A 25,098-nucleotide genomic window follows, 5' to 3' on the forward strand; every position below is an offset into this window, starting at 1 on the left:
AACAAACTCAAATCTGATTCTAAGAATTAAAAACTCTTAGATTAAAAAAATAGAACAAAATGAAGAGAAAAATCATATTATCCGTTTTACTATTTGCGGGAATTGTAAGTTATGCGCAACAAGATTCCCAGTTCACACAGTATATGTATAACACAGTCAATGTCAATCCTGCTTATGCTGGGTCAAGAGGAGTTATGAGTATATTTGCTTTACATCGTACACAATGGGTAGGATTAGATGGCGCACCTACTACAAATGCTGTCTCAATAAACACTCCTTTAAATTCCAGCAAATTAGGTTTAGGGGTGTCTGTAATAAATGATAAAATTGGTCCAATTCATGAAAACACTATTTCTGCAGATTTATCATATACAGTTCCAACATCTGAAACTTTTAAGTTGTCCTTTGGAGTTAAAGCAACTGCTAATTTATTTGATTTAGATGTGTCAAAATTAAATCCTGTTGATGATGACCCAAGTTTACATGATTATAATAATAAATTTTCACCAAATATAGGTGTAGGTCTATACCTTCATTCCAGTAAAGCTTATGTAGGTTTTTCGGTTCCAAATTTTATAGAATCTAATCGTTACGATAGTAATGAAGTTGCCATTTTTAAAGAAAAAATAAACTATTATTTAATTGCTGGTTATGTATTTGATCTTAATAGCAACATTAAATTTAAACCTGCCTTGCTTACTAAAATGGTAAAGGGTGCCCCTCTTCAAGTTGATGTTTCTGGAAACTTTATGTTTAATGATAAGTTTATGGTTGGATTAGCATATAGATGGAGTGCTGCTATAAGTGCAATGGTTGGAATGCAAATATCTGATGGATTATATATTGGCTATGGTTATGACCTTGACAACACAAAATTGGATAATTATAATTCCGGCTCTCATGAAATATTCTTGCGATATGAATTATTTAAAAATAATGACAAAATTACGACTCCAAGATTCTTTTAATATATCTATATTATGAAAAACTATATAATCCTTTACCTATCATTAATAAGTATTTTTTCTTTCAACGGTTATTCACAAAAAGTGGAATTAAAAGCCGCAGATAAAAAATATGAAAACTTTGCCTACATAGATGCTATAAAAACATATGAAAGAGTAGCTGAAAAAGGATACAAATCTATTGATATGTTTCAAAAGTTAGGAAATGCTTATTACTTTAATGGAGAACTAAGTAATGCTGCTAAATGGTATACCGAACTATTTGCGATGACATCTGATTTAGAACCAAAATATTATTACCGCTATTCTCAATCATTAAGATCAATTGGTGAGAATGATAAAGCAAATGAAATTTTAGAAAAATTTAATCAGATTTCAGGGAATGATTCAAGAGGTAAGTTATTTGTAAAAAACGAAAATTATCTTGACGCTATTAAGGCAAATTCAGGAAGATATAAAGTGGAAGATGCTGGAATAAATTCTCAATATTCAGATTACGGTACAACAAAATATCTAGACAAAATTATTTTCACTTCGGCAAGAGATACTGGAAGTATAAGTAAACGTAAACATACTTGGACTAATCAATATTTTACAAATCTGTATGCTACAGATGTTGATAAAGACATGAACCCTGGAATTCCAAGTAAATTTGATAAAAATGTAAATTCAAAATTTAATGAATCCACTCCTGCATTTACTAAAGATGGAAAAACGATGTATTTCACTAGAAATAATTTTCTAGATGGAAAAAAAGGAAAAGATGGTAAACAAATTACACTCATAAAAATATATAAAGCGGTATTAGATAATAACAAATGGTCCAATATAACCGAATTACCATTTAATAGTGATAGTTACAGTACTGCACACCCTGCATTAAGCCCAGATGAAAAAACGTTATATTTTGCTTCTGATATGCCAGGAACGATTGGTCAGTCTGATTTATTTAAAGTAGAAATTAATGAAGATGGAACTTATTCTACTCCAGAAAACTTAGGAAAAACAATAAACACTGAGGGCCGTGAAACCTTTCCTTTTATAAATGATGAAAATGAAATTTATTTTGCATCAGATGGACATCCCGGATTAGGTGGATTGGATATATTTATGTCCAAAATAAATTCAGATGGATCATTTTCTGAGGTGCAAAATGTAGGTTCTGATGTGAATTCGCCAAAAGATGATTTTGCATATTGGATTGACACTAAATCTAGAAAAGGTTATTTTTCTTCAAATAGAGATGGAGGTTTAGGATATGACGACATTTATAAATTCTTAGAATTAAGAAAATTAGCATGTACCCAAGAATTATATGGAAAAATTACTGATTTAGTAACTTCTGAAGCCCTTCCTAATTCAAAAGTCAGTTTATTTGACAATCAATTTAATCTAATTAGCGAAGTTATTTCTGATGAAAAAGGGGACTATTTATTTTCTGTTGATTGTGATAAAACCTATAATGTAAGAGCACAAAAAGAAGAATATGCAACTAATGAGTTGAAAATTAAAATTTCTAATGAAAACGGTAGAACAAACTTACCAATCCCTTTAGAAAAAGCAGAATGTAAAGTAACTATAGGTGATGATTTAGGAAAATGTTTTGGCATAAAAATGATTTATTTTGACTTAGATAAATCCAATATTAGAGTTGAGGCAGCTTTAGATTTAGAAAAAATTCTAGATGTACTTAGACAAAACCCTACAATGAAATTAGACATTCGTTCCCATACTGATAGTAGACAAACTTTTAAATATAACGAAGCCTTATCAGATAGGAGAGCAAAATCTACTATAAATTGGTTAATAAAAAATGGAATTGATTCTAGTAGACTTACTGGTAAAGGATATGGAGAAACTCAATTGGTAAACAAATGTTCCGATGGAGTAAAATGTACCGAAGAAGAACACCAAATGAATAGACGTAGTGAATTCATTATTACTGCATTATAATACACGAAAAAAAATAAAACCGAACCTCGAAAGTTATAGCTTCGAGGTTTTTTCGTTTTATACCAAGCAATAATTTAATTCTTACCATTATTTAAATTTTAACCCAAAATGCATTGAATTGAAAGAATTATAATGTAAAAAAAAATGTTAATTACTTGAAATATAAATACTTATATTACTAAAACTAACCTAAAAAATTAAATATTATCAATTAATTTTTTGATAGATTTACATCAAAAAACACATTTCAACGACTAATTAGGTTTTTTACGGAAAAAATTAAACAATACCACAAATTATTTATAACTTTAATTATAAATAAAAAGGTTTTCATTTTTAATAAGTAAAAATGAGAAAGGTAAACTGTCATGAAGGATTTTTTAACCCCAAAAAAGAAATTCCTTTAGATTTAAATTAATGCAAAATGCATTTGAACTTGAAGTTTTGAATTATTGTTGATTCAAAAAGTGAACTTTAAAATATTAAACATTATTCTATTAAAACTTTTAATTAAATAATAATCCTTTTAAAAAATTCTTAATCCCCAATAAGAAATTTTTATTTTAAAAATTTGAATTTATCTCAATTTTTAAAAATTTATTTTACTTAGGTTTTAAAATTTAAAAAAAATTGAAATATCTTAAAAATACCACCTTATACAATTTACTCTTTTTTAAAAATAGTAAATTAATTTAATGATTAAAATACTTGAAAAAGTAGAAATCAATTAATTAGTAATACTTAAAACTGAGCATCAATTGATAATTTATCATAAGTAAAACTCAATTTTTATAATTCCTATCGTTTTTATACAAAAAGCATAATACCCACTTTCGTTAATTTATTCAAAATAGTCATTTTTAATAAATATAAACTTTGAATACGCAATAATTCATAAAAAAATATGAGTTTCAATATTTAAAATACTCACACTTTCTAACGATTTAAAACAAATCAATATGAAAACTAACTTTACACTTTCGACAAAATTATTTATCATTATTTTATTAAGTTTATTTGCATCAATTACAAATATTTATGCTCAAGACACATTTGATGGTGACTATTGCCCAGCTCCTAACACTCCTGGAGATGAGTATGCAACTGGAATCTTTTTTAGCCAACAATTATCGGTTAATGCATCCTCAACTTGTCAAATTGGAACTATTCACGCAAAAGTTAATACTATAACTCAAGTATTAAGATTAGGAATGAATATTGGTAATGGTGGAGCTGCACTTTTTCGAATGTATTTAGATACAGATAACAATCCTATTACAGGGTTAACATCAGACACTTTTGGTGGAGCATTATCTGTAGCTGGTGCCGAGTATATTATTGAAATAAATTCCAATGCTTCTACATTTAATATATATTCTGGCAATGGAAGTACATTAACTCCCCTTTTAGTTAATAATGGTCTTGCTGCTAAAAATGGGAGTGCAGTGGGTTGTAGTGCTGGTGGTGGTGAATTTTTAGAATTTAATATTCCATTTGGAAGTATTGGTATTAATATCTGTGATCCATTAAATCCCGGTTTTATTAAAATTACTAAATTAGCTTCTGTTAGCGGGAACTCTCCTTCTTCAAGTAGATGTATTAACACTGCTCTTACATTTGGTATACCATTGAAAGGTTCCGTTGAACCAAGTTCAACTGTTTGTTCAGGAATAAATAGTAGTCTTTTAAATGTTACAGGGATTACTGGTAGTTCTACTATTTCTAAATGGCAATCATCAGTTAGTCCTTTTACTACTTGGACTGACATAGCAAATACATCATTAACCTATACTGCAACTAATTTAACTGCAACTACAAAATTTAGAGCACTTTTTTCTAATACAGGCTTATGTGCTGGAAATGATATCACTACAAGTGAAGCTACAATAACGGTTAATCCATCTCCTAACGCACCAACCGCAAGCAATCAAACTGTTTGTTCCAATGGATCACCGACTCAAACTTTAACCGCAACAGCAACTGGAGGGACCATCACTTGGTATGATGCGGCAACTGCTGGAAATGTCGTAGCAACGCCTACTCAGGTAGGTGTAGGAACTAAAACCTATTATGCACAAGCTTCTAACGGAACTTGTCCTAGTTTAACCCGCACTCCAGTTGTATTAACTATTAATACTATACCAAGTGCACCATCTGCAAGTAATCAAACGGTATGTACAAATGGATCACCAACTCAAACATTAACCGCTACTGCAACGGGTGGAACCATCACCTGGTATGATGCAGCTACTGGTGGTAATGTAGTCGCCTCTCCTACTCAAGTGGGTGTGGGATCTAAAACCTATTATGCAGAAGCTTCTAATGGAACATGTTCTAGTTTGACTCGTACTATTGTTATTTTAACTATTAATCCTGTACCAAATGCACCATCCGCAAGTAATCAAACGGTATGTACCAATGGATCTCCAACTCAAACGCTAACTGCTACAGCAACTGGGGGAACTATTACTTGGTACGATGCAGCTACTGGTGGTAATGTAGTCGCCTCTCCTACTCAAGTGGGTGTGGGAACTAAAACCTATTATGCAGAAGCTTCAGACGGAACTTGTTCTAGTTTGACTCGCACTGCTGTTGTTTTAACTATTAATGTAGCACCTAACTCGCCAGCTGCAAGCAATCAAACGGTATGTACCAATGGATCTCCATCTCAAACTTTAACTGCTACAGCAACTGGTGGAACTATTACCTGGTATGATGCAGCTACTGCCGGAAATGTAGTTGCCTCTCCTACTCAAGTAGGTGTGGGAACTACAACCTATTACGCAGAATCTTCTAATGGGACTTGTTCCAGTTTGACTCGTACTGCTGTTATTTTAACTATTAATCCTGCACCAAATGCACCAATTGCAAGCAATCAAACCGTTTGTACCAATGGATCTCCTACACAAACTTTAACTGCTACAGCAACTGGTGGAACTATTACTTGGTACAATGCAGCTACCGCTGGTAATATTATAACTACTCCAACACAAGTGGGTGTAGGAACTAAAACCTATTACGCCGAAGCTTCAAACGGAACTTGTTCTAGTCTAACTCGAACTCTGGTCATATTAACTATTAATCCCGCACCAAGTGCACCAGTTGCAAGCAACCAAACCGTTTGTACCAATGGATTACCAACACAAACTTTAACTGCTACAGCTACAGGTGGAACTATCACTTGGTATGATGCAGCTACTGCTGGAAATATAGTGCCCTCTCCTACTCAAATAGGTGTAGGCACTACAACCTATTACGCCGAAGCTTCAAATGGGACTTGTTCCAGTTTGACTCGTACTGCTGTTATTTTGACTATTAATCCTGCACCTAGTACTCCAATTGCAAGCAATCAAACCGTTTGTACCAATGGATCTCCAACTCAAACATTAACTGCCACAGCTACAGGTGGAACTATAACTTGGTATGATGCAGCAACTGCTGGAAATAGTATAACTACTCCAACTCAAGTAGGTGTAGGAACGAAAACTTATTATGCCGAAGCTTCTAACGGAACTTGTTCTAGCCTAACTCGTACTCAGGTCATATTAACTATTAATCCTGCACCAAATGCACCAGTTGCAAGCAACCAAACTGTTTGTACAAATGGATCTCCAACTCAAACTTTGACTGCTACAGCTAATGGAGGAACTATCAATTGGTATGATGCAGCTACAGCTGGAAATATAGTATCTTCACCCACTCAAATAGGTGTAGGAACAAAAACTTATTACGCCGAAGCTTCAAATGGTACCTGCTCCAGTTTGACTCGTACTGCGGTTATATTAACTATTAATCCTGCACCAAATGCACCAGAAGCGAGCAATCAAACCGTTTGTACCAATGGATCTCCCACTCAAACTTTAACTGCTACAGCAACTGGAGGAACTATTACTTGGTATGATGCAGCGACTGCTGGAAATATAATGGCCTCTCCTACTCAGGTTGGTGTAGGTACAAGTACATATTATGCACAGGCTTCAAACGGTACTTGTTCTAGTTTGACTCGTACTACCGTTATTTTAACTATTAATCCTGCACCAAATGCACCTATTTCCAGCAACCAAACCGTTTGTACCAATGGATCACCAACTCAAACATTAACCGCTACAGCAACTGGGGGAATTATCACTTGGTATGATGCAGCAACAGCTGGAAATATAGTAGCCTCTCCTACTCAAATAGGTATAGGAACTAAAACCTATTACGCGCAAGCGTCAAATGGTACTTGTTCTAGTTTGACTCGTACTGCTGTTATTTTAACTATTAATCCTGCACCAAATGCACCAGTTGCAAGTAACCAAACTGTTTGTACCAATGGATCTCTAACACAAACTTTAACTGCTACAGCAACTGGTGGAACTGTAACTTGGTATGATGCAGCTACTGCTGGAAATGTAGTACCTTCTCCTACTCAAGTGGGTATAGGAACTACAACCTATTACGCCGAAGCTTCAAATGGAACTTGTTCTAGCCTAACTCGTACTCCCGTTGTATTAACAATCAACCCTGCGCCAAATGCCCCAGTTGCAAGTAACCAAACTGTTTGTACCAATGGATCTCTAACACAAACTTTAACTGCTACAGCAACTGGTGGAACTATTACTTGGTATGATGCAGTTACTGCTGGAAATGTAGTACCTTCTCCTACTCAAGTGGGTATAGGTACAAGTACATATTATGCCGAAGCTTCAAATGGTACTTGTTCTAGTTTGACTCGTACTGCTGTTATTTTAACAATTAATGATGGGTCAATTCCACCATCCGCAACTAATCAAACTATTTGTACTAATGGCTCTCCAACTCAGACATTAACAGCTACAGCATCTGGAGGAATTATAACTTGGTATGACGCAGCTACTGCTGGTAATGTTGTTATCTCTCCTACTCAGGTCGGTGTAGGTACAAGTACATATTATGCACAGGCTTCAAACGGTACGTGTTCTAGTTTAACTCGCACTGCAGTTGTATTAACTATTAATCCTGCACCAAATGCACCAGTTGCAAGCAATCAAACCGTTTGTACCAATGGCTCACAAACTCAAACTTTGACAGCTACAGCCACTGGAGGAACTATAACTTGGTATGATGCAGCTACTGCTGGAAATGTTGTAACCTCTCCTATCCAAATGGGTGTAGGAACTAAAACCTATTATGCCGAAGCATCAAATGGTACCTGTTCAAGTTTAACTCGTACCCCTGTTATATTAACTATTAATCCTGCACCAACCGCTCCGGTTGCAAGTAATCAAACCGTTTGTACTGATGGATCTCCATCTCAAACTTTAACCGCTACGGCAACTGGTGGAACTATTACTTGGTATGATGCAGCAACCGCTGGAAATGAGGTAACAACTCCTATCCAAGTAGGTATAGGAACAATAACTTATTATGCAGAAGCTTCTAACGGAACTTGCTCAAGTTTGACTCGTACTCCCGTTGTATTAAAAATTAATGGTGCGCCTAGTGCTCCTATTGCAAGTAATCAAACGATTTGTACCAATGGTTCAACAACTCAAACTTTGACAGCTACGGCAACTGGTGGAACCATTACTTGGTATGATGCTGCAACTGCAGGAAATGAAATAACAACTCCTACTCAAGTAGGTGTAGGAACTTCTACCTATTATGCCGAAGCTTCAAATGGGACTTGCTCTAGCTTGACTCGTACTCCCGTTGTATTAACAATTAATGCTGCACCTAATGCACCAGCTGCAAACAATCAAACAGTTTGTAGCGATGGTTCACAAACTCAAACTTTAACTGCTACAGCTAATGGAGGTACCATTACTTGGTACGATGCAGCCATTGCAGGAAATGTGGTGACAACTCCTACTCAAATAGGTTTAGGAACAGTAACTTATTATGCAGAAGCTTCTAACGGAACTTGTACTAGCTTGACTCGTACTCCCGTTGTATTGACTATAAACTCTTGTTCAATCGCTTTAGTGAAAACAAATGATATTACAGTTGGTCCTAATGGATGCGCTGATTTAAAAGTTGGTGATGTTGTAACTTATACATTTACCGTCACTAATCTTGGTAATTCAAGTTTACATGATGTAGTTGTTATTGACACTCATATAGGATTATCAACTATTACACTACAAAGTGGTGATAGTAATAATAATAGTATATTAGAAGTTAGTGAGAATTGGATTTATGAAGCAACATATACCGTAACGCAGATTGATATTGATAATGGTAGTATTACTAATCAAGCTACAGTTAATGCAACTGCATCAGATTCTACATTGGTATCTGATTCATCCGGGAATTCAACAACTAATGATGAGCCAAATGTCATTCCTATTTGTACATCAGCTAAAATTGCCTTAGTAAAAACAAATGATATTGAAGTTGGCCCTAATGGATGTGCTGATTTAAAAGTTGGTGATGTGGTAACTTATACTTTTAGCGTAGCTAATCTTGGTAATGTAAGTTTACATGACATAGTAGTTCTTGACAATCATGCCGGTTTATCAACAATTGCGCTTCAAAGTGGTGATATTAATAATAACAGTATTTTAGAAGTTACAGAAAATTGGATTTATAAAGCAACCTATACCGTTACTCAAACCGATATCGATACTGGTAGTATTACTAATCAAGCTTTTGTTAATGGTACTACACCTAAAGAAACAGAAGTAACTGACCAATCTGGGAATTCAACAACTAATGATGAACCAAATGTCATTCCTATTTGCACAACTGCTAAAATTGTCATTGTAAAATCCAACAATATTGAAGTTGGACCTAATGGATGTGCCGATTTAAAAGTTGGTGATGTTGTAACTTATACTTTTACCGTGACTAATCTTGGTAATGTAAGTTTACATGATGTGGCTGTTCTTGACCCTCATATTGATCTATCAACAATTGTATTGCAAAGTGGTGATAGCAATAGTAACAGTATTTTAGAAGTTAATGAAAATTGGATTTATACAGCTACCTATACTGTTGATCAAAGCGATATCGATACTGGTAGTATAACTAATCAAGCTTCCGTTAATGGTACTGCACCTAATGCCACAGTAGTAATGGACCAATCTGGTGATTCTACTACTAATGATGAACCAAATGTAATTCCTATTTGTACTACAGCTAAAATTGCAATAGTAAAAAGTAATGATGTTGAAGTGGGACCAAATGGATGTGCTACTCTAAAAGTTGGTGATGTGGTTACTTATACCTTTAGCGTGACAAATTTTGGTAATGTAAGTTTACATGATATAGGCGTTATTGATTTGCATTCAGGCATATCAGCTATTGTTTTGCAAAGTGGTGATAGTAATAATAACAATATATTAGAAGTTACTGAGAATTGGATTTATAAAGCAACTTATACTGTAACCCAAACTGATATTGATACAGGTAGTATCACTAATCAGGCTTCTGTAAACGGTACTGCACCTAATGCAACAATAATAACTGACCAATCTGGTGATTTAGCAACTAATGATGAACCAAATGTAATTCCAATTTGTTCAACAAATAGTATTGCTTTAGTCAAAACTGCAGTTATAGGAGGCGCTGGTGCTGTTGGTGATGTTATTACTTATACATTCGCAGTTACAAATACTGGTAATGCAACGATAACAAATATTATTATTACGGATATTACAGAACCATTAATTGGATTAACATTTACAAATAGTATAATAAGTGCACTTGCACCTGGAGTTACTAATAGTACAATAACTGGAACGTATATTATTACACAAGCTGATATTAATTTAGGACATGTAACTAATTCCGCTTTAGCTGTGGGTCAAGATCCTAAAGGAAATGATGTGAGGGATATCTCTGGGACAACTATAGAGAATGATACTCCAACCATTACAACTTTAATTCAAAATCCTAGTTTAACAGTTATAAAAACGTCAAATACTGAATTTTATAGTTCGGTTGGTGATATAATCAATTATACAATTCAAGTAAAAAACACTGGAAATGTAACACTTCATCAAATAACTGTCACAGATCCACTAACTAGTTTGGATACTATTATTGAATTATTAGGTCCTGGTGAAACTCAAGAATTTAATCAAAATTATACAGTAACACAAAATGACAGAGAAACTGGATCAGTTACCAATGTAGCTAATGCAACTGGTTTCACTCCAAATGAGTCTTCAATAAGTGCGTCAGATACCGTAGTTGTGGAGGCTGCAATAGTCTTAGGTTGTGGAAGTATCACTGTTCATAATGCGTTTTCTCCTAATGGTGATGGTATAAATGAACTCTTTATCATCGACAATATTGATGATACTCTTTGTTATCCTGATAATACGGTAGAAATCTATAATCGTTGGGGAATCTTAGTTTTTGAAACAAGAAATTATGACAATGTGAATAGAGTCTTTAAAGGTTTTTCAGAAGGTCGTACAACAATTAGCCAGTCATCAGGATTACCTACAGGAACTTATTATTACATCCTGAGCTACTCTTCTATTGATGGTAATGGTGGTGTTCAAGTCAATAAAAAAGATGGGTATCTATACCTTACCAGATAAATATAACTCAAATATATAACTCCTGAGGGCTAGCATCCCTCAGGTATAAAACACTAAATCAAATGAAGACATTAGTACTATTATTCGCTTTGCTGTTTACTGGAGTTGTAAGTTTTGCACAACAAGATGCACAATTTACTCAATATATGTATAACACAATCAACATTAATCCTGCTTATGCTGGATCAAGGGGTGCTCTGAGTATTTTTGGTTTACATCGGGCACAATGGGTAGGGCTTGATGGTGCACCAGTAACAAATGCAATATCTATAAATACACCTATAAATAATAGTAAGTTAGGTTTAGGTATATCTATAATTAATGATAAAATTGGACCTACACATGAAAACACAATTTCTGCTGATTTATCGTATACCATTCCAACAACTGAATCAGTAAAACTCTCTTTTGGTATAAAAGCTACCGCAAATTTATTTGATCTAGATGTATCTCGTTTAAACCCTGTAGATGATGACCCTAGCTTGCACGATTATAATAATAAATTTTCTCCAAATATTGGTGCCGGTATTTATCTCCATTCTGATAGAGCCTATTTGGGGTTATCGGTTCCTAATTTCATAGAAACCAATCGTTATGATGATAATGAAGTTGCTATATTCAAAGAGCAAATTAATTATTACTTGATAGGTGGATATGTATTCGATCTAACTAGTGATCTAAAATTTAAACCTGCATTTATGACTAAAATGGTAAAAGGAGCTCCGTTACAAGTAGATTTATCAGGGAATTTTATGATAAATGAAAAGTTTGTTCTAGGTATAGCCTATAGATGGAGTGCAGCTTTAAGTGCTATGGCAGGATTTCAAGTATCCGAAGGTTTATATATAGGTTATGGATACGATTGGGAAACAACAAATTTAGACAATTATAATTCGGGCTCACATGAAGTATTCTTGAGATATGAGTTATTTAAAAACAATAAAAAAATGACAACTCCAAGATTTTTCTAAAAATCCAAAAAAATGAAAAAACAAATTAAATTCTATATCTTAATTATAAGTATTTTTTCATTCAATACTTATTCACAAAAGAAAATAATTGCAAATACGAAAATAATAAAAGTGGAATATGTATATGTAAATGTTATAAAAACATATGAAAGAGTTGCTCAAAAAGGTTATAAATCGATAGATCTATTTCAAAAACTAGGAAACTCTTATTATTCTAATAATGAGCTCGAAAAAGCAGCTAAATACTATGGCGAATTATTTATTATGACATCAGACTTAGAACCTGAATATTATTACCATTATGCTCAATCTTTAAATTTTATAGGACAAAATGATAAAGCGAATGAAATCTTAGATAAATTATGTCAAAAACCCGAAATGATGCTTGAATATAACAAACAAATGAAAGTTAATCAATGACCCTCTAAAGCCAATTATTATGAAAATTTATACCACTCTTTATATAGTAATTGGAAGTGTGTTTTTATTTAACTGTTTAGCCCAAGCAAATAAAGCTAATGTAACAGATAAAATTATGGATACTACAAATACAAAAATGCAAAATAAGATAACTAAAAATGTAAAATTATATCATGTTGAGGAAAATATTAATATGAAATTTGGAGGTTATACAACGACTTATAATGTATCCGACTCGAGTTTAGTAAACAGCTATGATTTAGGACCGAACAATACAAGAGTTGTAACACCAAAATATGAAAAAAAGACAATTGAAATAACCCAACCTGAAAAAAAAATAACTGAAATTACTTATCCAAAAAATAAAGTAATTGAAACGACTAAGCCTGTTATTACTACTGATCCTATTATAAAACCAAAATCAACTGATAAACACAATGACTTTGCATACGTATATATGATAAAAACATATCAAAGGGTAGCGGATAAAGGGTACAAATCTATAGAAATATGTAGTAAACTAGGAAATGCTTATTACTATAATTCAGAAATGGAAAAGGCAGCACAGTGTTATAGTGATTTATTGACTTTAACATCTGATTTAGAACCTGAGTACTATTACCGTTACTCCCAGTCACTGAGGTCCATCGGCAAAAATGATAAAGCCAATGAGATGCTTGAAAAATTCAATGAATTATCTGAAAAAAACACCAGATAATAGTATTTAAAATCGATCAAAAAAAGTTAACACTAAGATTACTCTAAAAACAATCATTATGAAAAATAGTATACTCCTTTTTATAACAATAGTAAGTGTTTTTTCATCTAACTGTTTTGCTCAGAAGGCAAGGGTTTCCTCAGCTGAAAAAAAATATGATAGCTATGCCTATATTGATGCTATAAAAACCTATAAAAGGGTTGCGGAAAAGGGATACAAGTCGGCTGATATGTTTCAGAAATTAGGAAACTCCTACTACTATAATGCCCAGTACGATGAGGCTGCAAAATGGTATGGAGAATTATTTGCCATGACTTCTGATGTTGAACCTGAATATTATTTTCGCTATTCACAGTCACTAAGATCCATCGGTGCAAACGACAAGGCCAATGAAATGTTTGAAAAATTCAATCAACTTTCTGCTAATGATACTCGAGGGCAGATTTTTAAAAACAACGAGAATTTTTTAGATAAAATAAAAGAAAATTCAGGAAGATATAAAGTAGAAGATGCAGGTATCAATTCTCAATATTCTGATTATGGAACTGCTATTTATCTAAATAAAATTGTATTTGCTTCAGCTAGAGATACAGGAAGTTTAGGACATAGAAAACATTCATGGACCGATCAATTTTTTACCAACTTATATGCGTCAAACCTAGGAGATGATCTGGCACCTGGTGGAGTTGAGAAATTCAATAAAAGCTTAAAATCCAGATTTCATGAATCCACCCCTACATTTACAAAAGATGGAAAAACCATGTATTTTACAAGAAATAATTTTCTTGATGGAAAAAAAGGAAAAGATGGCAATAACATTACTTTAATTAAAATATACAAAGCAAATTTCGAGAATGATCAATGGACTAACATAACTGAACTGCCTTTCGATAGCAATAACTACAGTACAGCACATCCTGCATTAAGTCCTGATGAGAAAACATTATATTTTGCATCTGATATGCCTGGAACCTTAGGACAATCTGATTTATTTAAAGTAGCTATTAAAGAGGACGGAACCTTTGGAAATCCGGTAAATTTAGGTAGCACAATTAATACCGAAGGTAAAGAGACATTTCCTTTCTTTACTGATGAAAATGAGCTCTATTTCGCTTCAAATGGGCATCCAGGACTAGGAGGTTTGGATGTGTTTGTATCTAAAATGAATGACAATGGTACTTTCAACGAAGTACAAAATGTTGGTGCTGATGTCAATTCCTCAAAAGATGATTTTGCATATTTAATTGATACTAAATCAAGAAGAGGCTTTTTTTCCTCTAATAGAGACGGAGGACAAGGATATGATGACATTTATAAATTTTTAGAAACAAGAAGATTAACTTGTGAACAATTATTATACGGCGAAATAACTGATATTTCTACTGGGGAAGTGCTCGAAAACACAACAATAACCATATTAGATGACAAGTTAAATACTATTGGTACAACTACATCTGACGAAAAAGGGAACTATTCGATACCAGTAGAATGTGGTAAAAGATATAGTGTAAGAGCTGCAAAAGAAGACTATACTACAAAAGAACAAATAATCACAATTCTTAAAGAAAATGGAAAAACACATCTCCCATTTGCATTAGAAAAAGCAACTTGCAAAGTGGCTGTTGGTGATGATTTAGGAAAATGTTTTGGTATAAAAATGATTTATTTCGATTTTGACAAATCCGACATTCGAATAGAAGCAGCGCTAGATTTAGAAAAAATATTAGATGTAATGGACCAATATCCAAAAATGAAATTAGATATCCGTTCACATACTGATAGTCGTGGATCATCCAAATACAACGAAGCTTTATCGGATCGAAGAGCAAAATCTACAATAAACTGGCTAATTAAAAATGGTGTCAATAAAAATCGATTAATTGGAAAAGGATATGGTGAAAACCAACTTGTTAATCAATGTTCAGATGGTGTAGATTGTACGGAAGAAGAACATCAACTTAATAGACGTAGTGAATTTATTGTCACTGAATTATAAAAATCTATAAACTTAAAAAAGAGTGTCTTTAATAGACACTCTTTTTTAATAAAAAAAACTAACTCGATTTAAATTTTTGCAAATATATTAGTGTAATATTTTTTTCCAGTTGTAGGGTTTTCTCTAATTGATATTCCAAAATGAGTAAAATTACCTTCAATATTATCTTTATGTGCTGGACTATTTAACCATGCAGTAACAGCGGCTTGTGGGCTATTATAATTATATGCAATATTTTCACCTACAGTTTTAGCACCTAATACCTTTATGATATTTTCTGAACGTGCTACAAAATCATCATGATTTACTACATTATTTGTTATCATGTATTTATCATGCTCTTCAGATTTATAAGAAATATGGTTGATTTTTTCTAAAGAATTTAAACCAACACTTACACGGTATTCGTTTATTAAATCCATTGCTTCAATTTCTGATGCGGTGTAAGTATAATTAACTACTACTTCTGATTTAGCTTCAACTGGATTAGCTTCAGAACTATTAGAAGAACAAGAGTTCAAAGTAAATATTACTGTTATTAACATTAATACATGAAGTAAATTTCTTTTCATAATTTAGTAGTTTAAGTTTAAAGTAGATTGTGGGGCAAACTTCTTTAAGACAATTTTGTATGTGTTCTAATTCTTTTTCAAATATAGATACATTTACGTTAAAATACCAATTTTTATCGACGAACTACATCTTTTGTTTTTAATATTAATCTTTTTCTTACAATTAAATTATTTTAGTTAATAAAAACTAAAATAAACAGCAACATAATACACCAAAATTTATTGAAAAATTACGCTCTAAAAACTAAATATAGACATTAATAAAAATAAATAGAATTAATATTGAAGAAATTAATGACTTTATAAACTCTTATAGAATATCATTATATAAGATTAAAATGAACTATAAACGTATTTTATGTCCTAGAATAATATAATCTATTTAAAAAGGAAAAGGAAACATTTAAAACACAAAGAAAGGTGCCTTTAACAAGACACCTTTCTTTAATGTAAAACAAAACTAACTTAAATTATATTTTTGCAAAAATATTAGTGTAATATTTTTTTCCAGTTGCAGGATTTTCTCTAATTGATATTCCAAAATGAGTAAAGTTTCCTTCTATATTTTCTTTATGCGAAGGACTATTTAACCAAGCAGTAACGGCGGCTTGTGGGCTATTATAATTATATGCAATATTTTCACCTACAGTTTTAGCACCTAATACTTTTATGATATTTTCTGAACGAGCTACAAAATCATCATGATTTACAACATTATTTGTTATCATGTATTTATCATGTTCCTCAGATTTATAAGAAATATGATTAATTTTTTCTAAAGGATTTAAACCAACACTTAGACGGTATTCGTTTATTAAATCCATTGCTTCAATTTCTGATGCGGTGTAAGTATAATTAACTACTACTTCAGATTTAGCTTCAACAGGAGTAGCTTCAGATGCATTAGAGGAACAAGAGTTCATTGTGAAAATTACAGCTAATAACAATAATAGACTAAGTAGATTTCTTTTCATAATATAGTAGTTTAAGTTTAAAGTAGATTGTGGGGCAAACTTCTTTAAGATAATTTCGTATGTGTTCTAATTCTTTTCAAACTTACATACTTTTTAAGTTAAACTACCAATAATATCGATGAACTACATGTTTTTATTTTTATTTTAATCTTTTTCTTACATTATGGAGATAACCTTTCAATTTTCCAAGTATAATCATCTTGGTATTTGTACCTGATCCTATCATGCAATCTATTAGCCCTACCCTGCCAAAATTCAACTTCTAAAGGAACAACTAAAAAACCACCCCAATGTTCTGGTCTTGGGATAACCATACTTTCATATTCTTTTTCCAAATCTTTCAAGTTGTCTTCTAAGAAAACTCGAGAAGGAACAACTTCACTTTGATTCGAAACTATAGCTCCTAGTTTACTTCCGTCAGGTCTTGAATCAAAATAATTATCGGACACAATTGCTGATGTCTTTTGAGCAATTCCTTTAATAATTACTTGGCGTTCTAAACCATGCCAAAAAAAAGAAAGACAAATATTAGGGTTATTGGCAATTGCTTTCCCTTTTTCAGAATTGTAATTGGTATAAAACACAAAACCCTCTTCTGAAAATTTCTTCAACAATACTACTCTTGATTTTGGAAATCCATCTAAACCAATTGTAGCAACTGTCATTGCGTTAACCTCTTCTCCACTATCAAAATCTTCTACTTCATGAAACCATCTGTTAAATAAATTTATTGGATCTTCAGGGATATTTGATTCCAATAACTCGCTCTTTTCATATGATTTTCTATAATTACTTAAATCATTCATTGTTATAAATTTTTAGTTCTTATTTTTATAGAACAGTGATTTCGGTATCAATATTAATAAAAATACTTGATTTTTAAAATTCAAAAACAACGCCATCATCTGCTAATGCTACTTCCGGGAAAATAGTTTCTGCTTCTTCTTTAAACAGCTTTATATTTTCGTATCGAGTTGAATAATGTCCTAAAACTAGCTGTTTTACATTTGCTTTCAAGGCAATTATTGCTGCTTCTTTTGCGGTAGAGTGCATTGTTTTCCTTGCTAGAAGACCCTCAGATTCTAAAAAAGTAGATTCATGGTATAAAACATCAATATTATTGATCAATGAAACAATCGTTTCATCATAAACTGTATCAGAACAAAAGGCATAATTTTTGGCTGGTACTGGATCAAATGTTAATTTGCTATTTTCAATTATTCGTCCATCATCTAAAACAATATCTTTTCCATTTTTAATGTTTTGATAATAACATTCTTCAATTTCAAAACTTTTAACGGCATCAATATTCAACTTCCTTTTGTCTGGTTTCTCTTGAAATAAAAATCCATTAGTATAAATACGGTGTTTTAAAGGTATTGTTTTAACAATCACTTTTTCATCTTCAAAAACTACTTCGCTATCATTTGATTCTAATTCGTGAAAATACAAACTATAGTTTGTCCATGAATTAGCTAGTCGCAATTGCAACAATATAATTTCTTTAATCCCTACTGGTCCATAAATATGCAAATCAGTTGTACGACCTAATAAAGTAAATGTTGAAACTATACCAATTAAGCCAAAAAAATGATCTCCGTGTAGATGGGAAATAAAAATGTGGTTTATTTTTGAAAATTTAATTTTGTTTTTACGAAGTTGTACCTGAGTTCCTTCACCACAGTCTATAAGAAATAGTCTGTTTTTAATTTCTAAAATTTGAGAAGTTGGATTGGTAAATGTTCGTGGAGTTGCTGCATAGCAACCAAGAATTGTTAGTTTCAATTTTATAATTTTCGGTTAAATGCAAAAGGTTAAATAAGTCAATAAAGTTTAAGGTTTAAAACCCTAAATCTCTTTCAATCTCTTCCATTTCAATAATATCATGTGCTTCTAATAATGAAGGAACAACAAGAAGTTCTTCAGGTATTGCATTATAATCAAAATCGGCAACAACAATAACGAAAGATTTTTTTGCTTTTTTATGCTGTTTAGACAAAGGCATAAACTGTTTGATCTCATTAATAGACAGATCGTCATGAAACAAAAGATCTATAACAATATTATCTTTTTCAAATGTTTTATATTGGTGCGTCACTTTCATCAAAAAAGAAGTAAAATCACCTTGAGTATCTTTTATTATTACGGAGTGTTTTTTTTGATCTACTTTCATTGCTTTTGATTTTCAAAATTAGGAAGTAGCTAAGTTACTACCGTTTTTTTAAATTACTGAATTTTTGATGCTAAAAGATAGATTACAGCCATTCTGATTGCTACACCGTTTTCAACTTGGTTTAAAATAACCGACTGTTGCGAATCAGCAACTTCTGATGTTATCTCTACTCCTCTATTTATAGGACCTGGATGCATAATTACAATTTCCTTATTTAAAGAATCCAATAAGGTTTTGTCTAATCCGTATTGTTGTGCATATTCTCGCGTAGACGGGAAAAAATTAACATCCATACGTTCATTTTGTACTCGTAACATATTTGCTACATCACACCATTCTAGCGCTTTTCGAAGATTAGGTTCTACAGTTACCCCAAGAGACTCAATATGTCTAGGAATTAATGTTTTTGGCCCACAAACTTTAACTTCAGCACCTTGCATTTGCAAGGCATATATATTAGAAAGTGCCACTCTAGAGTGTAAAATATCTCCCACTATAACCACTTTTTTTCCAGCTACTTCTCCTAATTTTTCTCTAATAGAATAACTATCTAATAAAGCTTGTGTAGGATGTTCATGTGCTCCATCACCTGCGTTTACAATACTTGCTTTTACATTTTTTGATAAAAAGTAAGCAGCTCCAGGATTAGCATGCCTCATTACTACCATATCTACTTTCATAGAAAGTATATTATTTACAGTGTCAATTAAGGTTTCTCCTTTTTTAACAGATGATTGAGCTGCCGAAAAACTAATAACATCAGCTGATAATCTTTTTTGTGCTAATTCAAATGAAAGTTTAGTACGGGTACTGTTTTCGAAAAAAATATTAGCGATAGTAATGTCTCGTAAAGAAGGTACTTTTTTTATTGGACGATTAATTACTTCTTTAAAATGATCGGCAGTTTCAAAAATAAGGTCAATATCATTCTTGTTAATGTATTTTATACCTAGTAAATGATTTACGCTTAATTCTTTCATTCTTTTACGATTATTATTATTTTATCAGCTTAGTTTTTGAACGATTTGTTTTACTGATTAGTTGGTAATTAAATAAACAACATCTTCACCGTCATTTTCTTTCCAATTAACCTTTACTTTTTCCCCATTAATTGCATCAACTTGTCTCCCTCTATAATCCGGTTGTATAGGTAAATTTCGGCTAAAACGTCTATCAATAAGTACCAGTAATTCAATTTCTGATGGTCTTCCAAAAGATTGAATAGCAGTTAATGCAGATCGAATACTTCTTCCAGTAAACAAAACATCATCAATGAAAATAACTTTTTTATTTTCGACAATAAAATTGATTTTTGTTTTATTGGCTTCCAATGGTTTATCAGTTCTACGGAAATCATCTCTAAAAAAAGTAATATCTAAATATCCTAACTGAATTTCAGGAGTATTATATTTATCTTCTAACATGGTTTTTAAACGCTCAGCAAGAAATGTACCTCTAGGCTGAATACCTACTAGAATAGTATCTTTAAAATCGAGATGTTTTTCAATTAGCTGACAAGCCAAACGATGGAGAATGATATTGACTTCTTTGGAATTGAGCAAAACTTTTTGAGTCATAGTAAAGTATTGTGTTTGGTTTTGCAAATATACAAATTCAAATTTATGATTTAATAATTATATCTCTAGAATATGTTTTTGATATTTTTTTTAATAAAGAAAACCAATTTACAATAAGCCAAAGATATTGTAATAATACTTATTTATGTGTTCTTTAACTTATTTATAAAATGATTAAAGAGAATTAAGTCTAGAAAAAATAATTAGCTTAAATATAATTCTATAGAAAGATATTTTATAACAATCCATTAGAATTATATAACAAATTTCTTTTGGCAATTGGTAATTTTATAATTCAATTTTAAATCCATTTATTATGATTACCAAAATAACAAAAACACTTTTACTTTTCACAATCCTAATTTCATTTACAAGCTGTTCCGTAATTGGCGGTATCTTCAAAGCAGGTATGGGCGTAGGTATTATTATTGTAGTTGCTATTGTAGCAATTATTTTATTTGTAATTAGTAAAATATCAGGTAAAAAATAGAACTAATTGTTAAATTTCTAAATAAAAAATATTTTTACACTTCATTTTTATAGTTTTTCAATAATTTTAATAGTAATTTTAATATAAAATTTACAATTATTCGATTATGAAATTAACTATATTTTATATCACTCTTTTTTTATTTTCATCAATTTCATATTGTCAAGAAAATTGTAATAATGGAATTGATGATGATGGTGATGGAAAGATTGACTTAAATGATTTAGATTGTATCTGTAATCAAACAGCGGTGCGTTCAATTATTCCAAACCATTCTTTTGAAGAGTATTCTTTTTGCAAAGAAGCCAAAATTTGGGTCCCCGCTAATAATTCTAGAACTGAATATATTAATTGTGGATTAGATTTGGATGGTCAAGAAATATTGAAAAATGGGCTTTCTAATTATCCAGACGGATTTGGTATTTATGGAGCCATGTATACAGGAAATAAAAAAGGGTATATCGGTACTTGTTTAATATCGCCAATGTTAGCTGGCGAAGAATACCAGTTGACACTCGATATTGCAACATTAATCGTTGGCGGTGATGCAGCTTTAGGAACTTCAAACAAAGTTTCTAAAGAAAATTTTAAACAATTGAGAGTTTCTGAATTAGAGCCCATAAATATTACTTTATACGGAACTAGTAATTGCGAAAATCTCCCACTTACCTCAGATGTTTATGTCAACATTTACCAAAGCCCTCCTACTTATGGTCCAAAATGGATTGAAATAGGAAGCGTAACATATACTCCAGTTTCAAAATGGGAAAAAATAACAATCACTTTTACACCAACAGTCGACATTGAAGCAATAATACTTGGTAGTCCTCAAAAACTGCCAGAAAGTTACCCTTATGCCCCTTTTAGAGGTCCTTATGAAGCCCCTTTTTTTTTATATGATGATTTAATTTTAAATAAATCATCCCTATTTGGAGTGAATATTTTAAGGAATGGTGCCTTTTGCGAGAATAATTTAGTTTTGACTGCTAACCCAACTATACTAATAACACCAAGTATTAAGTATCAATGGTATAAAGAAGGAATTGCAATAGCAGGAGCTACAAATAAAGATTTCAGCATACCATATGAGACTAAAAATTATGGGAATTATATTGTAAAAATCACTGATAATACTGGTTGTATTCTAAGTTCACCTTATAACCTTAACAATACTATTCCAGAGCCAACAGTTTTAATTACGCAACCCACTTGCTCCGTAAATACAGGAACAATCACGATAACATCTCCTGCAAAAGAGTATAGTTTTGACAGAGGAAAAACATGGACAACAAATAATGTAGCTACAAATTTAGTGTCAAAAACATATTTTATAAAAACTAGAAATGTTTTAAATTGTGAAGCTTCAAAAATTGTTGTGATAAATAATTTGCTCAATTTCCCAGAAATTTATGCTACAACCCCAATATCTTATGTGCAATTTGCAGTGGCTAAAGAATTAACTGCTGGCGGAACAAATCACTTATGGTATACTACTGAAACGGGAGGTACAGGCTCAACTGAAACTCCAATTCCACAAACATCTATATTAGGTTCTACTGATTATTATGTAAGTCAGACTATAAATGGATGCGAAGATAATCAACGAAAAAAAATCACTGTAACTATTTATCCAGTTCCATATGCATTTGAATATCCCCATTTTTTCACACCAAATGGAGATGGAGAAAATGATTTTTGGAATATTCCTGAATTTGTAAAAGAAAACGAGGCCTTAATTTATATTTATGATCGATATGGCAAATCATTAGCGATAATTAAACCAAATGATATTGGATGGGATGGAAACTATCAAGGAGTTCCATTACCTTCAAATGATTATTGGTTTAAAGCAATCTATAAAGAAAATGGGGAACTCACTGAATTCAAATCTCATTTTACTTTAAAAAGATAGCCATCATAAAAAATGATTTTATGATGGCTAAAAATAATAGTATTATTTAGTATTAAGAATACATCTTAACTCTCAATTCTTGTATTTTTTCATCGTCAAGATACTCATCAAAAGTCATATAACTGTCAATAGCTCCTTTTGGCGTTAACTCCACTACTCTATTTCCCACCGTTTGCGCAAACTCATGATCATGTGTGGTAAAAATAACGGAACCTTTAAAGTTTTTCAATGAATTATTGAATGCCGTAATCGACTCTAAATCCAGGTGATTGGTAGGTTCATCAATCATTAATACATTTCCTCTTTCCATCATCATTCGAGACAACATACAACGTACTTTTTCTCCTCCTGATAATACTCTACATGTTTTTAAGGCTTCTTCTCCAGAGAAAATCATTTTACCAAGAAAACTACGAATATTAACCTCATCGCGTTCTTCTTCAGTCTTTACCCATTGACGCAACCAGTCCACTAATGATAAATCACTTTCAAAAAAAGAATGATTCTCTACTGGCAAATAAGCTTGGTTTGTAGTAACTCCCCAGTCAAAATTACCTGAATCAGCTGTTTTATTTCCATTCAAAATTTCGTAAAAAGCAGTTGTAGCACGAGAATCTTTTGAAAAAAGAACAATTTTATCTCCTTTGGCCATATTCAAATCAACTCCTTTAAACAATACTTCGCCATCAATTGAAGCACTCAAACCTTGAACATTTAATATTTGGTCTCCTGCTTCACGCTCTTGATCAAATATAATTGCAGGATAACGACGACTCGAAGGTTTAATTTCAGAAATATTCAATTTAGAAATCATCTTTTTACGAGAAGTAGCTTGTTTTGATTTGGCTACATTCGCAGAGAAACGACGTATAAATTCTTCTAATTCTTGTTTCTTTTCTTCGGCTTTTTTGTTTTGTTGTGCACGTTGTTTTGCCGCTAATTGGCTAGACTCATACCAAAACGTATAATTTCCTGAATAATGATTTATTTTACTAAAATCAATATCAGATATATGAGTACAAACTGAGTCTAAGAAGTGTCTATCGTGAGAAACTACAATTACTGTATTTTCATAATTGGCCAAGAAATTTTCTAACCAAGCAATAGTTTCAAAATCCAAGTCATTGGTAGGCTCATCCATAATAAGCAAGTCAGGATTACCAAAAAGTGCCTGCGCCAAAAGGACACGAACTTTTATTTTCCCCTCTAAATCTCCCATTAAAGTATAATGGTGCTCCTCAGTAATTCCAAGATTGGACAACATAGATGCAGCATCTGAATCAGCGTTCCAACCGTTCATTTCTTCAAATTGGACTTGTAACTCCCCTATACGGTCTGCATTTTTATCATTATAATCAAGATAAAGTTCGTCCATTTCTTTCTTAATGGCATACAATACCTTGTTTCCCATTATTACGGTTTCCAATACGGTATGTTCATCAAACATATTGTGGTTTTGATTTAAAACCGACATACGCTTTCCTGGTTCTAAATGGATATGTCCAGATGTAGGATCCATTTCGCCAGAAATTATTTTAAGAAAGGTTGATTTTCCAGCACCATTAGCTCCGATAACTCCATAAATATTACCATGTGTAAAGGTGGTATTTACTTCGTCGAATAAAATTCGTTTGCCAAATTGAACTGATAAATTATTAACTGTTAACATAAATGTTTTTTATAAAAATTTTTGCAAAAGTACAAAAAATTAATGATTTTTTTATTTATACAAAGACAATTTGCTGAATTGAATTAAACAAAAACGAATCGTATTTATCAAAAAAAAATCCTGACAAAAAATTGCCAGGATTACAATATAATCTCTTTAAACTAAACCATAACCAAATTAAAAGAAACTAATATT

At 31.9% G+C, this 25,098-nt stretch carries 17 protein-coding genes; 9 read left to right on the plus strand and 8 right to left on the minus strand.

Annotated elements, in window-relative coordinates; genetic code table 11:
• Window positions 1–59: 59 nt before the first annotated feature.
• The 7 genes from AB3G36_RS12490 to AB3G36_RS12520 all read left to right on the plus strand — a co-directional run bounded on the left by AB3G36_RS12490 (window position 60) and on the right by AB3G36_RS12520 (window position 15,536).
• Window positions 60–968 carry a type IX secretion system membrane protein PorP/SprF gene (locus AB3G36_RS12490; RefSeq protein WP_367753228.1) on the plus strand — a complete coding sequence of 303 codons (909 nt, stop codon included), beginning with the start codon at window positions 60–62 and terminating at the stop codon, window positions 966–968.
• A gap of 12 nt (window positions 969–980) precedes the next feature.
• Window positions 981–2,918 (plus strand): OmpA family protein, encoded by a 1,938-nt coding sequence (locus AB3G36_RS12495; protein ID WP_367753230.1) that lies wholly within the window; start codon window positions 981–983, stop codon window positions 2,916–2,918.
• A gap of 959 nt (window positions 2,919–3,877) precedes the next feature.
• Window positions 3,878–11,431, plus strand: a complete 7,554-nt coding sequence (locus AB3G36_RS12500) for a gliding motility-associated C-terminal domain-containing protein (protein WP_367753232.1) — start codon at window positions 3,878–3,880, stop codon at window positions 11,429–11,431.
• Between the two features lie 62 nt (window positions 11,432–11,493).
• Window positions 11,494–12,402, plus strand: a complete 909-nt coding sequence (locus tag AB3G36_RS12505) for a type IX secretion system membrane protein PorP/SprF (RefSeq protein ID WP_367753234.1) — start codon at window positions 11,494–11,496, stop codon at window positions 12,400–12,402.
• Window positions 12,403–12,414: 12 nt separating this feature from the next.
• Window positions 12,415–12,822: a flagellar motor protein MotB gene (locus AB3G36_RS12510; RefSeq protein WP_367753236.1), complete on the plus strand. Its 408-nt coding sequence runs from the start codon at window positions 12,415–12,417 to the stop codon at window positions 12,820–12,822.
• Between the two features lie 19 nt (window positions 12,823–12,841).
• Window positions 12,842–13,540: a tol-pal system YbgF family protein gene (locus AB3G36_RS12515; protein ID WP_367753238.1), complete on the plus strand. Its 699-nt coding sequence runs from the start codon at window positions 12,842–12,844 to the stop codon at window positions 13,538–13,540.
• 58 nt (window positions 13,541–13,598) lie between these two features.
• Window positions 13,599–15,536, plus strand: coding sequence for an OmpA family protein (locus tag AB3G36_RS12520; protein ID WP_367753240.1), 1,938 nt, complete (start codon window positions 13,599–13,601; stop codon window positions 15,534–15,536).
• A gap of 68 nt (window positions 15,537–15,604) precedes the next feature.
• Here the strand turns inward: AB3G36_RS12520 and AB3G36_RS12525 are convergent, their stop codons facing one another.
• From AB3G36_RS12525 to pyrR, 7 genes are all read right to left on the minus strand, one after another.
• Window positions 15,605–16,108 carry a CAP domain-containing protein gene (locus tag AB3G36_RS12525; protein WP_367753242.1) on the minus strand — a complete coding sequence of 168 codons (504 nt, stop codon included), beginning with the start codon at window positions 16,106–16,108 and terminating at the stop codon, window positions 15,605–15,607.
• Window positions 16,109–16,578: 470 nt separating this feature from the next.
• Window positions 16,579–17,082, minus strand: a complete 504-nt coding sequence (locus AB3G36_RS12530) for a CAP domain-containing protein (protein ID WP_367753244.1) — start codon at window positions 17,080–17,082, stop codon at window positions 16,579–16,581.
• Between the two features lie 161 nt (window positions 17,083–17,243).
• Window positions 17,244–17,888 carry a pyridoxamine 5'-phosphate oxidase gene (gene pdxH, locus AB3G36_RS12535; protein ID WP_367753246.1) on the minus strand — a complete coding sequence of 215 codons (645 nt, stop codon included), beginning with the start codon at window positions 17,886–17,888 and terminating at the stop codon, window positions 17,244–17,246.
• 73 nt (window positions 17,889–17,961) lie between these two features.
• Window positions 17,962–18,867 (minus strand): ribonuclease Z, encoded by a 906-nt coding sequence (locus AB3G36_RS12540; protein ID WP_367753248.1) that lies wholly within the window; start codon window positions 18,865–18,867, stop codon window positions 17,962–17,964.
• Window positions 18,868–18,922: 55 nt separating this feature from the next.
• Window positions 18,923–19,255: a ribonuclease Z gene (locus AB3G36_RS12545; RefSeq protein WP_367753250.1), complete on the minus strand. Its 333-nt coding sequence runs from the start codon at window positions 19,253–19,255 to the stop codon at window positions 18,923–18,925.
• Window positions 19,256–19,308: 53 nt separating this feature from the next.
• Window positions 19,309–20,235, minus strand: coding sequence for an aspartate carbamoyltransferase catalytic subunit (locus AB3G36_RS12550; protein ID WP_367753252.1), 927 nt, complete (start codon window positions 20,233–20,235; stop codon window positions 19,309–19,311).
• A gap of 57 nt (window positions 20,236–20,292) precedes the next feature.
• Window positions 20,293–20,832, minus strand: a complete 540-nt coding sequence (gene pyrR / locus AB3G36_RS12555; RefSeq protein ID WP_367753254.1) for a bifunctional pyr operon transcriptional regulator/uracil phosphoribosyltransferase PyrR — start codon at window positions 20,830–20,832, stop codon at window positions 20,293–20,295.
• A gap of 316 nt (window positions 20,833–21,148) precedes the next feature.
• On the opposite strand from pyrR, the gene AB3G36_RS12560 reads away from it, so the two are divergent.
• The gene (locus tag AB3G36_RS12560; protein WP_367753256.1) at window positions 21,149–21,322 is read left to right on the plus strand and encodes a hypothetical protein; all 174 of its coding nucleotides are present in this window, start codon (window positions 21,149–21,151) and stop codon (window positions 21,320–21,322) included.
• Window positions 21,323–21,428: 106 nt separating this feature from the next.
• A complete protein-coding gene (locus tag AB3G36_RS12565; protein ID WP_367753258.1) occupies window positions 21,429–23,234 on the plus strand; it encodes a T9SS type B sorting domain-containing protein in 1,806 nt (601 codons plus the stop codon).
• A 52-nt stretch (window positions 23,235–23,286) separates the two neighbouring features.
• On the opposite strand, the gene AB3G36_RS12570 is transcribed toward AB3G36_RS12565, so the two are convergent.
• Window positions 23,287–24,903 (minus strand): ABC-F family ATP-binding cassette domain-containing protein, encoded by a 1,617-nt coding sequence (locus tag AB3G36_RS12570; RefSeq protein ID WP_367753260.1) that lies wholly within the window; start codon window positions 24,901–24,903, stop codon window positions 23,287–23,289.
• Between the last annotated feature and the right edge of the window lie 195 nt (window positions 24,904–25,098).

The organism is Flavobacterium sp. WC2430, assembly GCF_040822075.1.
Classification (GTDB): Bacteria; Bacteroidota; Bacteroidia; order Flavobacteriales; family Flavobacteriaceae; genus Flavobacterium.